The organism is Terriglobia bacterium, from assembly GCA_032252755.1.
Lineage (GTDB): Bacteria > Acidobacteriota > Terriglobia > Terriglobales > Acidobacteriaceae > JAVUPY01.
The window spans coordinates 1-14,483 of the sequence record JAVUPY010000084.1; the positions used below are offsets into that span (position 1 = coordinate 1).

15 protein-coding genes are annotated in these 14,483 nt (G+C 56.6%); 8 read left to right on the top strand and 7 right to left on the bottom strand.

Annotation, left to right across the window (positions count from 1 at the left end; translation table 11 throughout):
- Positions 1-260: 260 nt before the first annotated feature.
- The 5 genes from ROO76_20725 to ROO76_20745 form a co-directional block, all read right to left on the bottom strand.
- Positions 261-992, bottom strand: coding sequence for an RES family NAD+ phosphorylase (locus ROO76_20725; protein MDT8070592.1), 732 nt, complete (start codon positions 990-992; stop codon positions 261-263).
- Positions 989-1,486 (bottom strand): MbcA/ParS/Xre antitoxin family protein, encoded by a 498-nt coding sequence (locus ROO76_20730; GenBank protein MDT8070593.1) that lies wholly within the window; start codon positions 1,484-1,486, stop codon positions 989-991. Before ROO76_20730 ends, ROO76_20725 begins: the two co-directional genes overlap by 4 nt.
- A gap of 251 nt (positions 1,487-1,737) precedes the next feature.
- Positions 1,738-2,082 (bottom strand): hypothetical protein, encoded by a 345-nt coding sequence (locus ROO76_20735; GenBank protein MDT8070594.1) that lies wholly within the window; start codon positions 2,080-2,082, stop codon positions 1,738-1,740.
- A gap of 36 nt (positions 2,083-2,118) precedes the next feature.
- Positions 2,119-2,760, bottom strand: coding sequence for a metallophosphatase domain-containing protein (locus tag ROO76_20740; protein ID MDT8070595.1), 642 nt, complete (start codon positions 2,758-2,760; stop codon positions 2,119-2,121).
- Positions 2,760-3,146, bottom strand: coding sequence for a hypothetical protein (locus ROO76_20745; GenBank protein MDT8070596.1), 387 nt, complete (start codon positions 3,144-3,146; stop codon positions 2,760-2,762). The genes ROO76_20740 and ROO76_20745 overlap by 1 nt, the downstream gene beginning before the upstream one ends.
- A 454-nt stretch (positions 3,147-3,600) precedes the next feature.
- On the opposite strand from ROO76_20745, the gene ROO76_20750 reads away from it, so the two are divergent.
- Together ROO76_20750 and ROO76_20755 are read left to right on the top strand one after the other, a co-directional pair.
- Positions 3,601-3,849 carry a hypothetical protein gene (locus tag ROO76_20750; protein ID MDT8070597.1) on the top strand — a complete coding sequence of 83 codons (249 nt, stop codon included), beginning with the start codon at positions 3,601-3,603 and terminating at the stop codon, positions 3,847-3,849.
- Between the two features lie 79 nt (positions 3,850-3,928).
- Positions 3,929-4,201 carry a hypothetical protein gene (locus tag ROO76_20755; GenBank protein ID MDT8070598.1) on the top strand — a complete coding sequence of 91 codons (273 nt, stop codon included), beginning with the start codon at positions 3,929-3,931 and terminating at the stop codon, positions 4,199-4,201.
- Here the strand turns inward: ROO76_20755 and ROO76_20760 are convergent, their stop codons facing one another.
- Both ROO76_20760 and ROO76_20765 read right to left on the bottom strand, forming a co-directional pair.
- Positions 4,202-4,483 carry a dual specificity protein phosphatase gene (locus tag ROO76_20760; protein MDT8070599.1) on the bottom strand — a complete coding sequence of 94 codons (282 nt, stop codon included), beginning with the start codon at positions 4,481-4,483 and terminating at the stop codon, positions 4,202-4,204. It lies immediately after the preceding gene.
- 380 nt (positions 4,484-4,863) lie between these two features.
- Entirely contained in the window at positions 4,864-6,078 is a 1,215-nt protein-coding gene (locus tag ROO76_20765) for an aminotransferase class V-fold PLP-dependent enzyme (GenBank protein MDT8070600.1), read from the bottom strand.
- 335 nt (positions 6,079-6,413) lie between these two features.
- On the opposite strand from ROO76_20765, the gene ROO76_20770 reads away from it, so the two are divergent.
- The 6 genes from ROO76_20770 to ROO76_20795 all read left to right on the top strand — a co-directional run bounded on the left by ROO76_20770 (position 6,414) and on the right by ROO76_20795 (position 14,479).
- Entirely contained in the window at positions 6,414-7,874 is a 1,461-nt protein-coding gene (locus tag ROO76_20770; GenBank protein MDT8070601.1) for an amino acid permease, read from the top strand.
- Between the two features lie 121 nt (positions 7,875-7,995).
- A complete protein-coding gene (locus ROO76_20775) occupies positions 7,996-9,204 on the top strand; it encodes a PLP-dependent aminotransferase family protein (GenBank protein MDT8070602.1) in 1,209 nt (402 codons plus the stop codon).
- 34 nt (positions 9,205-9,238) lie between these two features.
- Positions 9,239-10,267, top strand: coding sequence for a succinylglutamate desuccinylase/aspartoacylase family protein (locus tag ROO76_20780; protein MDT8070603.1), 1,029 nt, complete (start codon positions 9,239-9,241; stop codon positions 10,265-10,267).
- A gap of 44 nt (positions 10,268-10,311) precedes the next feature.
- Positions 10,312-11,211, top strand: a complete 900-nt coding sequence (locus ROO76_20785; protein MDT8070604.1) for a MurR/RpiR family transcriptional regulator — start codon at positions 10,312-10,314, stop codon at positions 11,209-11,211.
- 166 nt (positions 11,212-11,377) lie between these two features.
- The gene (locus ROO76_20790; protein ID MDT8070605.1) at positions 11,378-13,057 is read left to right on the top strand and encodes an alpha/beta hydrolase-fold protein; all 1,680 of its coding nucleotides are present in this window, start codon (positions 11,378-11,380) and stop codon (positions 13,055-13,057) included.
- A gap of 18 nt (positions 13,058-13,075) precedes the next feature.
- Positions 13,076-14,479, top strand: a complete 1,404-nt coding sequence (locus ROO76_20795) for a pitrilysin family protein (GenBank protein MDT8070606.1) — start codon at positions 13,076-13,078, stop codon at positions 14,477-14,479.
- Positions 14,480-14,483 lie beyond the last annotated feature (4 nt).

Here is a 14,483-nt window from a genome sequence, read left to right on the forward strand (position 1 = left end):
CGGAAGCCACCGCCTGTTCGGACCATTGACTGCGGGGCAGATATTCTGGGCATCAGCGGCTATTGGTGACTGGATGCAGCGGAAATTCCGGCCGGCGACGGGAGTCCGCCAGACCTCTACACAAGATTTCCAGCCAGTCCCAAATCCGAGAATATTCCGAATTCTTGACTAGCCGCCTTCGCTGCGCGCCGAAGTTGCCTGTCCACGACGGTAATATCGCGCCGGTTGGCTCCGAGATTCAGCCGCGCGCAGTGTCCGGTTCAGTGGATGGGAACGATTCGGACGCTGTGGTCATAACCGGTTGCGGATGCAGTCATGGTCATTTCCAATCGCAACTCACGGCGAGGGCGATATATCAGCGCCGGTCGGAAGCAGACCAGGCAACGATGTCCACGGCGGCGCACGCTGGGATAGACCAGGCCATTCGCTCGCTGCTCGATCAGGAGTTCCCGCGCGAAAGATTGTGATTTCCTGTAACAGGCGGGCACCGGCTCTGGTTGCAGATACTCGGAGTAACGCCGGGCAGGTCGAAACACGTGGAAGTCGCTGTCGAAGTCGGCAAGCCAATCGTCGTAGGTCGAGGTCTCCTGATCGGGGCGCTGATGCGGAAGCTCGGGGACAACGATCTCGGCCAGGCGCCGCTTCTTGTGATAGCTGACCTCGGCCACGGAAGTCTCAAGTTCGTCGGCGGCATACCAGCCGCCGCGCGTGGCATCGCTGAAGCGGGCTCCGTATTCGTGGGTATGGGTGAAGGCCGCGTTCACGATCTGAGCGTTGGGAATTCCGTAGACCAGCTCATAGGGACCGATCCCTGCCAGCCCGTGCTGCTCGCCCTGGATGCGGTCATTGGTCGCTCCATCGAGCAGAACGAGTTGCTCGAGCATACGGTCATCGTCGGCCACCTCTGCGAGCACGGTTTCCCGCTCACTATAGAGCGCAGGGATGAGGCGATGTTGCGCTTGGAAGGAGAAGTGTCGACGCGAGGGGATCATTGCCCGCCACGCCAGCTGTCGAGGATGCGCCGGACCGCCACCATGCCCGGCTGTCCATGTCGGATCATGAACTCGACCGGTGGTTGCCCGGCAAACAGGGGACCACGATTTCCCAATGTCACCCAGCGATCCGCCCAGGGATCGCCGAAGTAGATGTGCAGCGCTTTGTAGATACCAAGGATCAAGGAGACGCGGACCAGCGTGTCCTGGTTAAGCTTGGTACGCTTGGGATGGGACTTCCAGGCATGGAAGGTCGAGGAAGCAATGCCGCCCAGCAGGGCGCGTGCCTGCGATTCCGACAAATTCCAGCGCCCGGCGATGTTGAGAAAGCCTCGGATGGCTGAGGCACTGAGGCGTTCGCGTTCGGTGGCATCGCCTAGATCAGCAGCGCGATCGAAGCCGTAGCCGGCGACCGCCGGTAGATAGGGAAAAGCGTTCATTAACACGCCTCGAAATCGATAATAATTATCCTCGATTTCGAGATCAGGTGTCAACCGCCTCCATCGTGCGAGAATTCAGCCGCGAAGTGCGTTCCCCTTCGGTTGTGCAACCTGGTTGCACAAATCGGGTGCTTGCCCCGCACCCGTTAGAAACTGAGGCGCGGCCAATCTCTCGGGGGAAGGGTCCACGCGCGCATGGGTTCGGAAGCACACTAATAAAACTACGGCCGGGTACCAAATTTTGGCTACATTTCGCAGTATTTTTTTCAATCGAGGACGAAGTCCCATATCGTGCACCGTGGCCGTTACTCCTCCTCATCGAAAAACGCATTGATCTCCTGGGTAAGCAGGTCGGAAAACAGCAGCATCGGGCAGCTCTTCTGACTGCACTGGCTGTTCCGCCAAACCATTTCGGTTACTTGGGCGGGCGTGATGAGGATTCTCGGTTGTGGTTGAGCATCGGGATCGAAGGCGCCGCAAAAGTCGAGAAGCAGTTCGGCGAGCTTCCGTTTCCCGTCCGGCTGCAGATCCGGTCTCAGGATACCGGCACAGGCCCAGGTCGCATTGACGCGCTCCTCAATCTTCTGCAGCTCTAATTTTCTTTTCGCGGCGAGCTGCTCAGCCTTCGCACGGCGACTTCGTCTTGACATGATTTGGTCCGGTTATGCTCGGCTTTCCTGAAGTGTTCATCGACGGCGTTGCAAGACTTCGAAGTCAACGACAATGGGGTCCCGCTCTACTCCGCCCGAGCTCTCATCAAGTAGTGCAGCGTTGATGTGGTACGTCTTGCCTCGCTTGCGGGTGCCGTAACCCGCGTGCACATGGCCGCAGATATGCAGGATCGGTTGTACTCGTTTGAGAGCCTCTAGTAGCTCTCGGTCTCCTTCACGTTCCTCAGAGCCTGGAGGTCCGTCGAGAATTCCATAGGCAGGGCCATGCGAAATCAGGATTTCTATATCTGTGGGAATCTGCGCCCATCGCTTCTTGCGGTCTTCAGGGTTGGACATCCCGAAGGCTCCGCCGTAGAGTGGCGTCCCTGGAGAGCCCCAGATCTTGACCCCTTCGATCTCGACCCCCGCATCAATAAGCAGGATCGCGTTGCTGATGGCACCTCGGTTGCGAAGGTCTTCCAGCAAGTATTCGTGATTTCCCGGAACGACCACCTTGTACCGATGAGGCAATTCCCCGAGCCACCGATTGAAATCATGCAACATCGAGGGGCGCTTGGAGAAGAATGTGAAATCGCCAGCGTGGATCAGCATGTCGCCATTTGGAACAACCAGTTCCCGATGCAGTTCGTGCGTATCGCTCATGCAGACGATGCGCATTAGCTACTACCTCGCAGAGTGGCACAACGATAGTGGGCGTCTTTCTGTGGGGTGATGTTTTTGGGCAAGTGGAAGGTTCCAATGATGGCCTTCGGAGCAGCAGGATTCGCGATAATGCAGGAATCGGCGAATAGGAAGAATGTCGCATGCCTTTTGTCATAGCCGACTCGCCCGCGGGGTGGTTCATCATACTCAACATCAGCGGGAATCGTGCGGCGCCGTTGCAGCATTGACCGGAAGTCGATGTGTCCGGTCGCGTGGGTCAGCGCATCCCCGTAAGGCTCCGCTTTGGACAGCGGGGTCGAGTCGGTGATGAGCCTTCTGCCGTAAAGCCAGAAAATGCCAACGCGGGGCTCTACTTCAGGCTTTTCGTGCTTTTTCGGCATCGTTTTGTAACACGGGTGGTCAGGACCCGCTTCATATGCTTTTTTAGCCCTTGGGGCGCATCGGGACAGTTGTACGCGAAGTGCTCTGCCACAACCTCCCGGGTATACCTCTCGTAACCATGGCCGCACCAAAGGCAGAACCCCACGTAGTTCTTGGAATCGCTCGCGATTTCCTTGAGCGCCTCAGGGAGTTTAGCTGGGAACTGAATCTCAACCGCTCCGGCTTCTTTGACCGCCTCTAACTCAGCCGGGCTAATTCCGTTTTCGTGTTTGGGACAGGCGCGAAGTTCGATTGGGCAGTCGCTGTGGTCGCCTACGTCACAAGGGAGGTCACAAAAGCACATGCATTTGGGATTGCTGCATTCGTAATGATGACCGCCGATACCGCACAAGTGTTTATGAGCCATAGTCGTCTCAGAAATGGGGCACGGTTGTCTCGTGCCCCGGAGAGTGATTGTTTGAGCTATTTGCGACGAATGAGCAAACCGCTATCAGCGTGATTGCTAGAAACGATGCGGCTCGCGGAATCGCGGGTCTCGTTGAAATGGGTGGTTGTGCGACCAAGCAGGTGCCCGCTGTTGTCACGCACCACGGCACCGCGACCAGAATCGAAGCCGGTGGTGAGTCTACCGACGACCTGGCGTTGGAAATCGCGAATGTAGTGAGTCTTGAGTGGCAACTGATCCTCCTTCCACACCCTTAACCTACGGCGATACGCGAGAAAATGGCTACAGTTGAGGAGCGCTGTATTCAAAATTTCCTCGGCAGCCGTAGATTTCTGAATGGCTCGCCTTTATTGCGTAGATCTCGGGTTTCGTGAAGCCCCCAACCTCGTCCGGATGGCCACAAGCATCTTTGTTGCGGCAGAGAATGCTGCGGCGGCGATCCAGTACGTTGAGGATAGATTCTCAGCAGTCCTCCTCCGGGCATCCATCCAGCGTGTGGTGGAGGCCGAAGGTCTGATCATGAACTGGACCTCCGGTGAGCTCGAATTGGTTCGCGATTCGGAACAGACGCAGTTTGAGGGTAATCCAAACACTCAGCCGTGGGATTAGCTACGCTCGGTCGCTCACACCCAAATGCTGCCGAATACTGGCAATCAGCAAGGGGTGTGGCCGGACTTCGCCACGGAGGTGTCTCAGGAAGAGCAGGGAATCGGCGAAGCTCAGGTAGCCGACGCGGTCGAGATAGGCGGCAACCACGGCCGGGGCACGGGACACGCCGGTTTGGCAGTGCACAAGAACTCGTCCGGTGGCAATGTGGGTTTCGATTGCTCCCAGCAAAGAGAGGAGTTGCACACCCGGAACCGGGATGCCATGCACCAGAGGCAGGTGCACGTAGCGAATCTCGGGGTTGCGATGTTCGAGAGTGGCAGAGAGAGATCACGGTAGAGATATGCCAGGGGTTCTTGAGGGTGAGCATTTCCGCGTCCTCGCGGTCGCCCAGGTAAAGTCGGTCGAAAACACGGGTCATCGCTGTTGTCCCAGAGGTAGATTCGAGACCACCTTTTCTAAACTACCGGGAAAATCATTTTTTTGGATAGAAGGCTCCGACTGTAGCTGCTGTCGGACGAAGATGCGAAAAGAAAACTACTGCTCAGCAGCAAGACTGCAAGAAGTTTCAGGCGCATCTGACCCATTTCTGGCAAGACGTTTCTGAGGTGCGTGGTTTGTGATTCTAAGTGGGGGTGTCAGGAATTCGGCCGGTCAGAACATTGTCATATCGGCAACTGCGACACCAGAGCGTCAATGTCTTCCTTCGTGTTGTAGAAATGCGGGGCGATTCGCAGGCGCCCCAAACGAACGGAGACGATAATGTTCTTGGCCTCGAGTTGCTGATGGATGTTCTCTGAGGGACGAGCCGGATTGTCACAGATTACGATGGCGGACGTTTCGCCGGGTTCGGACGGGCTATGAACGGTGTAGCCACGCTCTGCAAGAGCTTCCCGGAGATAGGCGACAAGGTACAAGAGATATTCTTCGATCTGCGGTGGTCCCACCTCGAGGAACATCGCCAGAGTGCGGCCCACTCCGCAGATGCCGACCTCATTCATCGTGCCGCACTCGAGGGGTAGCGCTCCTTCGCGAAACTCAAGTCTTTCATGCACCGCGTAGTCCCGGAAATTCTGTACCGAGGTCCATCCTATGACAGTCGGTTCAACTCTTTGCCGGGCGCGGTCGGACAGATAGAGGAGGGAAATGCCTTTAGGTCCGAGCAGAAATTTGTGTGTGCCCGCGGCGAGCGCATCCACGAAATCGCGCTCCACGTCGAGTTGGAATGCACCGAGACCTTGGACGGCATCAACCACAAACAGAATGTCGCGTTCACGACAGAATCGTCCGATCCGCTGGAGATCGAATCGCTGACCAGTCCCAAATTGAACCCAACTGAGCGTCAGGACACGTGTTCTGTTGTTGACAAGGGAGAGAAGTCCATCGACTTCAATTCGTCCACCAGTCTCAGGCTGGAGGCGCAGTTCAACTCCGTATGCGGAAGCAAGTCGTGACCACGGATAGACGTTGGCGGGAAATTCGATGGCCGCCGAGACTACGTTATCGCCAGGTCGCCATGAGATTCCATTGGCGATCGCGGAGAGAGCCTCGGAGGTGTTGCGAAGGAATGCAACCTGCTCCGGCCGGGCATTAATCAGTCGGGCTGCCGCTGCGCGGGTTGCCGCGGTCGTCTGTTCCCACTGCTCAAAATTCCGGCCGCCGTGCTTCGCCACCCCATCCAGCATCTGTTGCATCGCTTGCATGGTGGGAAGTGGCAGCGGTGCAACGCTGGCATGGTTAAGATACGTATAGCGCTGGGTGATTGGGAAAAGGCTGCGATACTGATATGGAAAGTCTCTCGGTAAAACGGGGTTAGCTGCTGCTGCCGCAGATTCTGCCACGTCGATGAATTGTCTGACCTTTTCCTGGTCCCGCGCCAAGTCGAGCTCCGTGGCACCGTACGGCGGATCACGTCTCCGTCAGTGGTAAGGCCGCGATGTGCCGCGACGGTTATTGTCGAGCAAGCTCCGCAGGTTTCATGAGCCTGCATTCGGTAAATGCAACGAATGTTGCACAACGGAATCTATACAGACATCGATGATGTGTCAAGGGTTTCTATGTTGGAGGCAAGAAAATTCGATGTCCTCAGCGATCGTCCCCTAGCAGCAGTTGACAGCGGTTGCGGAAGTTCGCGCAGTCCGGTAACCTTCAGCGCACATCCTAACGGTTGTAACATCCAACAGTTGTTTCACTACGAGACCTTGAGGGCCTGAAGATGGGATCAGGACGCGGCTATTCGGCAATGGCAGTAAAGCAGAAAGGGAGCCGTCCGGACTTGATCCGAGGGCTGGGTGTTTCCGCTGCTGCCGCTATTGTCATGGGAACGATGATCGGCACCGGCATCTTTCTCAAACCCAGCGAAATGGCCAACCAGGCTGGCGTGATCGGGATCGTTTTCGCCGCCTGGATTGTCGGCGGCATCCTGTCGCTCTTCGGCGGCCTTTGCTACGCGGAACTCGGGGCGTCAATTCCTGAAGCTGGTGGGGAATACAGTTACCTACGCAGAGGCTTCGGCCCGGTCTGGGGATTTCTTTTCGGATGGATGCACTCGGTCGTCGCACGGCCAGCTTCGGTTGCAGCCATTGCAGCAGGACTGGCTCGGTTTTGTGCGTTCCTGTTTCCCGTCCTGGCAACACCACTCTATGTAATTCATGGCCAGATGCCGTTTCTCAATCAGCCAATTCAGTTCGCATTTACATGGATGCAGCCGCTTTCTGTGGTGTCCCTGATTGTGATCTCGTATGTAAACTACCTCGGGATCCGCGCGGGTGGCCGCTTACAGGTGGCGCTCACGATTGTGAAAGTGCTCTCACTGCTCGTGATCATCGTGGGAGGGCTAATGTTCCTGCACCGCGGTGAGCATATGACCCACGTAGAAATCGGGCGGCTCTGGCCGGCAAACCTGGGATGGAAGGAGATTGGGGGCTTCTTCGGTGCTCTGGCGGCCGCTGTATGGGCCTACGACGGCTGGAATGATCTGAACCTCGTCGGCTCCGAGGTTGAGGATCCGGGACGAACTTTTCCGAGAGTGATCGTGACCGGGATGCTGATGGTCATTGTGTTGTTCCTGCTTTTCAATTACGTGTGTTTTACCGCCCTGCCGTTCAGCAGTATTCAAACTTCGCGAGATGTAGCTTCGGATGTCTTTTCGAGTTTCGCAGGCAAAGCGGCAGGACTCTGGATCACCGTCATCATGGCTATTTCCGCGCTGGGCACGCTCAATTCTTCGGCTTTGAGCGGCGCCCGAGTGGACTACGCCATGGCGCGGGACGGCTTGTTTTTCCGGTTCGCAGGCGCCGTGCACCCGAAGTATCGATCACCTGGAAACGCCCTCATTTTCCAGTGCTGCATGGCGAGCCTGATGGCTCTTTCCGGGACCTTCGAAGACCTTACATCGCTGGTGATGTTTGGCAGTTGGATTTTCTACGGCTTTGCGGTTGCAGCCATGATCCGGATGCGAATTACGGAGCCCGACCTGCCGCGGCCTTTCCGTACCTGGGGCTACCCGCTCGTGCCCGTATTGTTCATTGCGGGGGCGTTTGCCCTTGCGGTGAGTATGTGGCTCAACCGCCCGATTCGTTCTTCGATCGGATTGGTGCTGATCCTCTGTGGGCTGTTTTTCTACCGCTCGTGGCGAACGCGCGCAGCGCAGGGTTCGGCAGAGTTCTCTAAGTAGAAATCCCAATATGAGCTGTTGACAGCGGTTACGAGAGGGTGGTACCGTCCGTCGCGAGCGTGAAACATATGTTGCAGTTATGATAAAGTTCGTGAACAGCGCCCAGCCAGGAAGGTGATCCATGACCGTTACAGCCACAGCCAAAAAGGTAGCGCTCTCACAGCGAGCGGCGCGACTGGTGCCAACCATGCCTCCCCCAGAACCTGCCGACGTGATTTCGTTGGGTTCCGGACATGGCTTCCCCGGAGTTTTCCCGGATCTCACAGAGATGGCGACGGTTGCACTGTCGCAGTATCGTCCGGAAACGTTGCAGTACGGGCCGACGCTGGGCTTACCGGACATGCGGGAATGGATCGCCGGCTATATGAGGGAGAACGGGGTTGAGACCTCGGCCGACAACGTGCTCGTAGTTAACGGCGCAAAGCATGGCCTGGATTTGATTTCGCGCCTTTTGCTTGACGAGGGAGATACCGTCATCGTCACCGCGCCCACCTACTTCACTTGTATTCCGATCTTCAAGACATTTGGTGTGAAGTTCATCGAGGTGTCACAGGACGAGCACGGACTCGTGGTGGACGAACTGGAAGAGACGTTGCAGCGACGCGAACGCGAGGGACTTCCAACTCCGAAGCTGATCTACAACGTCCCGGATTATCACAACCCGGCAGGCGTTACGATGCCGCGGGATCGGCGCGAAAGATTGGTCAGGATTGCCGAGGCGCATGGGATGTACGTGGTTGAGGACAGCCCTTATCGCCGGGTGCGATTTGAAGGGGAGCAGGAGCCAATGGTAAAGGCGTTCGACCGCGGCGACACGGTCTTCGTGCTGGGCACATTTTCGAAATTGGTAGCTCCCGGGATGCGTGTCGGCTGGATTGTCACGTCGCCGGAAATGGTTGCTCGCTTGGCGCAATTGAAATCGGATCTTGGGTCGTGTCCGCTGACACAACGAATCATCCTCGAATTCTGTCGTGCTGGGCTTCTGGAGAAGCACACGAAGCGGGTCCAGGACACGTATCGCAGGCATCGCGACACGATGATTGCGGCATTACGAAAAGAACTGCCCGAGGCATCTTTCGTGGTGCCTCATGGCGGCTACTATCTCTGGCTGACATTGCCGAAACACATTGACGCGGACAAATTGACGGAACGCGCAATGGCCGAGAAGGTGGGAATCATTCCGGGAAGCAAGTTTTACGCCGGCAATGGTCCGAAGGGGCTGGGCGCCCCGAAAAATAACATTCGGCTCTGCTATAGCCATGCCGATCCCCACGAGATCGAAGAAGCTATCCACAGACTCGCGCGAGCCGTGAGATCCATGAGCGCCTGATAGATGCTCGGAAATAAATGCTGAGGAGGTGGACGTGGCTTCCGTCCTGAGGATCGGTCCCGTTGTAGCGGAGCGAGGCCAGGTTGCGCGAGGATTTCTGCCGGTTGGCGAGACGATTACCGGGCCGGTTCAGTTGCCGGTCATCGTCATCCATGGTGCGGAGCGAGGGCCGGTACTTTGCCTCACCGCCGGGGTGCACGCGACGGAGTACGCTTCGATCGACGCAGTGATGCGGCTCATCAACGAGCTGCGGCCCGAGTCATTGCGGGGCTCGGTGGTTGCGGTGCCGATTGTGAACATGCACATGTTCAGCTCCCGTTCACCGTTTGTTTCACCTCTGGATGGCGTCAACCTGAACAAGATAGCTCCCGGCGGCAAGGGCTCGATCTCCGAAATGCTCGCGCAGAGCCTTTTCGAAGAAGTGATCACAAAATCGGAATACCACATCGATCTTCATGCCGGCGACTTTGGCGAGATGTTGCTGGAATTCGCCGGATATAGTCTGACTGGAAACGGCGAATTGGATCGAAAAGGAGAAGCCCTGGCTCGAGTGTTCACTCCCCGGGTGTTCTGCCTGGCGCCGAAGGGTAGCACTCTGCCACCCTCGCCCGGCTTCGTGGCCAACGCAGCGGCAAATAAGGGAATTGTTTCCATCCTCGCGGAAGCTGGCGGAAACGGAACTCTGGAAGAGCTCGATGTTCAGATTCACGTCCGGGGAGTTCGCAACGTACTTCGGTTTCTCAAGATGATGGATGGCGACCCGGAAATTCCGGGCCCGCAAGTGCAGGCGACCGACTGGCACAACACCAGAACTAGTTGTTCGGGACTGATGCATTTGAAAGTTTCTGTAGGCGACGAGGTACGGGCGGGACAGGAGATAGCCGAAATACGGGACGTATTTGGTCAAACTGTCGAGACGGTTCGAGCCGCAAAGGGCGGCCTGGTAATGCTGGCTTGGGCTCATAAGGCGGTCAAATCGGGGGATCCGGTGGTTCGGTGCTGGTCCACAAGACCGGCGTTGCCATTCGCGGAGACGGACCGTTTCATCTCTCGTGCTAGGTGAAAAAGGTATGTAGCGATACAATTTCGCTTTCCGAAAGGTCCTCTGTGACAGTGCACGTAGATCGCAATACTCTTCCCAATGGTACATGGGCGCTTCTGCGGAACCTCACACCGCGAAGGCGCGAAATCATCCGACCGGTTCTGGAGAGTCCCAGTACATATGTTCTGCTCGGGCTTCGCGGTGTTTCACGAAAGCTGAAAAGTGACCCGGCAACCGTATTGCGCACGGTGCAGGCCATGGGGTTCAAGCGCTACCGCGACTTCCAGCAGTACCTTCACGAGTACACGATTGCATTCAGCACCTCGCTCGAAGCTCTCGAGAAGGGATCAGAGCGCGCCAAGGGGACGGAAGGACTGATCCAGGCCTCAATCAAGCGGGACATGGACAACTTGAAGCAACTGCAGAACACGCTAGATCCGGGCCGGGTAATTGCGGTCGCCCAAAAGGTTTATGAGGCCAGGAGAATTCTCCTGATTGGCGGCGACATGGTAACCGCCCTCGTCACCTACCTGGACTACAACCTTGCGATGTTGGGGTTGAACGTAGTGCGTGCGGTATTGCCGGGAGAAATCAATCACCGGGTTCGCACAATCGGCAAGCAGGATGTGGTGATCGGGATCTCCTTCGGGCGCGGATTGCGACAGACGGTCGAAGGTTTGAAAGAAGCGCGAGAGAACGGCGCCTATTGCGTGGCCGTGAGCGATACATTCATCTCACCTGTCGCAAAACACGCGGACCAGTTTTTTCTCACGCCAACGGAAAAGCTCTCATTCGCAGATTCCTACGTTGCCTGCATGGCGCTGTTCAATGTACTGCTGATTGCATGCGCAAACGTGGAACGTCGTAGCACGATGGCCCTGCTGAAGAAGGTCGCACAGGAGCAGCGGTCGGGATATCGCTGGTATTTCGAGGAGCCTCACACGCCGTCGCACAACAACGACTAAGATGTGTGCAGGCTTTTCGAAGCAGATGTTTCAAGGAAAATCAACCCAGCCTTCTCTGCCTTGACATGATCTCGTTGGGGTTATACTCTGCCACGGTCCCCCTGAAAGCAACAATTGTTTCATTTGCCGGAAACCTAGGGCCGGGGGGACTGGGAGAGAAACAGAGATGGCTTTCGCCCGACTTCGTTCTGCAGTGCTACCCACAATTGTTGGCTATCTTTTCCTGTGCGCGGCGGCGATGGCCCAGGGGCCGCGGTTCGAAGTCTCATTCCCGGCATCGTTACAGGCACAACCGATTACGGGCCGCTTGATTGTCGTTCTTGCAAGAAGAGACAGCCCTGAGCCCCGGTTGACCATCTCGGAGCTTGGCCCGCCAATTTATGGAATTGACGTGGATCAGTTGCAGCCCGGAAGTCCGGCGGTTGTAGATTCACGAGCCTTGGGCTTCCCCTTGAAAATGTCAGAACTGCCTGCGGGAGATTACTACGCGCAGGCGGTCATGAATGTTTACACCGAGTGCCATCGCACGGACGGGCACAGCGTGTGGGTTTACATGAATGACGGGCTTGGAATGCACCTGCTGAATACCGCACCGGGGAATCTTTACAGCGAACCCGTGAAGGTGCACGTCGATCCGGCAGCACCTTCGACAGTCAAGCTTGAACTCTCGAAGGTGATTCCGCCCGACCCGGAACCGCAGGACACGGCGTGGTTGAAGCACGTGAAGATCAAGAGCGAGTTGCTCACCAGGTTCTGGGGCCACCCGGTATTCATAGGGGCGACGGTTTTGTTGCCTAAAGGATACGACGAGCATCCGCACGCTCATTATCCGGTCGTATATGTGCATGAGCACGGCATTCCATTTCAATTCACGACGGACGCGAGCCATGAAGAGCAGGAGAAGCGAGGAGCACGCGCCGCGAATGTAGAGACCGGTTACGAGTTCTACCAGTCGTGGGACTCGGATAAATTCCCAAGGTTCATCGCGGTGACCTTTCACCAGCCGACGCCATTTTTCCCCTCCTCCTATTCAATCAACTCTGCAAATGATGGCCCGTACGGAGATGCGCTGACGAAGGAGATGATTCCGTACCTGCAACAGCACTTCCGAATCATCGATCAACCGTATGCACGGCTGGTGGAAGGCGCTTCGACCGGTGGATGGGAGACGCTTGCATTACAACTCCATTATCCCGATTTCTTTGGTGGAGCATGGGTCTTCAATCCCGATCCCATCGATTTTCAGAACTGGCAGCTGATCAATATCTACAAGGATGACAATGCGTTCGAAGTTCCGGGCTTCCCGGAGTTTCATTCGTCCGAGCGTCCGTTCCGTCGCTCGACTGAAGGGCAGGTTATCTACACGCAAAGAAAGATGAGCCTCTTCGAAGCGGTCATGGGATCGCACGGCCGATCAGGAGATCAGATAGACGCGTGGGAGGCAATCTACGGACCGGTCGGTCAGGATGGTTATCCCGTTCCGCTGTGGGATCCGCTCACTGGAAAGATCGATCACAACGTTGCGCTCTACATGCGGGATCACGGTTACGACCTGCGGTACTACGCGGCGGCAAACTGGCCGACGCTGGGTCCGAAGATCGTGGGCAAGCTGCATTTCTTCTCCGGCGACATGGATAACTTCTATCTGAACCTGGCGGTCTACCGTTTCCAGGAATTTCTGGAAGGCACAAAAGACCCGCATTACGAGGGTGAATTTTCGTTTGGCCGTCCACTGAAAGGCCACAACTGGCACAGGACGACGTGGGCTGAACTGGTGCGCGAGATGGCGGATTACGTTCGCAAGAACACGCCAGCCGGGCAGAACGTCGCAGAGTGGAATTACTGAGAATTAAGGACGGGGATCATGAGGATCATACGCGTTATTGGGACCTTATTGTGCGCCAGCCTGCTCGCGACGCCAGTTTTAGCCCAGCAAAAGAAGGCGTCGTCGATGGCCGAAGAGTGGACGATTCCCGTAGTGGCGAAGACGATGAAGAACGGATTGACGGTAATCGTTTCTGAAGATCACTCGGCGCATACCTTCGGCATGAACATCATCTACCGGATCGGCTATCGCCTCGAACCATCGGAACGCAGCGGATTCGCACATCTTTTCGAGCACATGATGTTCGAGGGAACGCCTGATGCGAAGAAAGGTGTGATGAGCGAAGTAGTGCGTGGCGGCGGCGGTTGGTACAACGCCGATACACGCGCCGACTATACCGAGTACATAGATTCGGCACCGATCTCGGCGCTCGACCCGGTTCTCTGGTGTGAAGCCGACAGGATGAAGACTCTTGATTTCAACCCTGTCACGCTGGACAACCAGCGGAAGGTGGTCGAGGAAGAACTCAGGGGAAGCGTTCTCAACCGTCCCTACCAACTTTTCTACGTGATCGATTTACCGGATAAGGCATTCGACAATTTTGCCAACACTCACAACCCCTTTGGAAATTTCCAGACCCTCGACGCGGCTACTGTGGATGACGTGAAGTCCTTTTACGAACATTTTTACGCGCCGAACAACGCCATCATGGTCATCGTTGGCGATGTCACGCCGGATGAGGTGTTCGCGAAGGTGGAGAAGTATTTCGGACGGATCGCGCCCCGCAAGGTCCCTCCGCCACCCGACGTTTCGGAGTCTCCCCAGAAGACGGAAAGACGGTTTGTTGAAGACGAAAAAATGGCGACGACTCCGGCCCTGGCGATTGGATATCGCATGCCGCCCGGAAGTTCTCCCGATGCCTTGGTCGGTGGGCTCACCGCCGAACTGCTGGCCAGCGGGAGCGCCTCGCGTCTGAATCAGGTAATGGTGCAGGAAAAGAAGGTGGCGACAGATGTGAGCGGTGGTGCGAACTGGCCGCTTGGTACTCCTTTCGCCTATGGCGGACCCACACTCATGACCGTGCTCGTCCATTATCCGTCGTCGACCAACGCCGACACCGTTATCTCCACCTTTGATGGGGTAGTGGCTGATCTCGATCAGCACGGCCCGTCGCAGCCAGAGTTGGAACGAGTTCGCACCAAGATGCTGTCGGATTGGTACAGCGAATTGGAGAGCCCGGTGGAGCGTGCGACGGCAATCGCTTACGCGCAACTGTTCTACGGCAATACGGATCGTGTGAATGAAGTCGGCAAGATACTGGCGAAGATTACCGCGAACGATGTCCGCGCCTTCGTCGCGAAGTATATGAGACCGAACAATAGGACGATCATCATTCGCCAGCCTGTGAGCGCAAAGGCAGCGGCGACAAAAGAAGGGAAATAGGGAT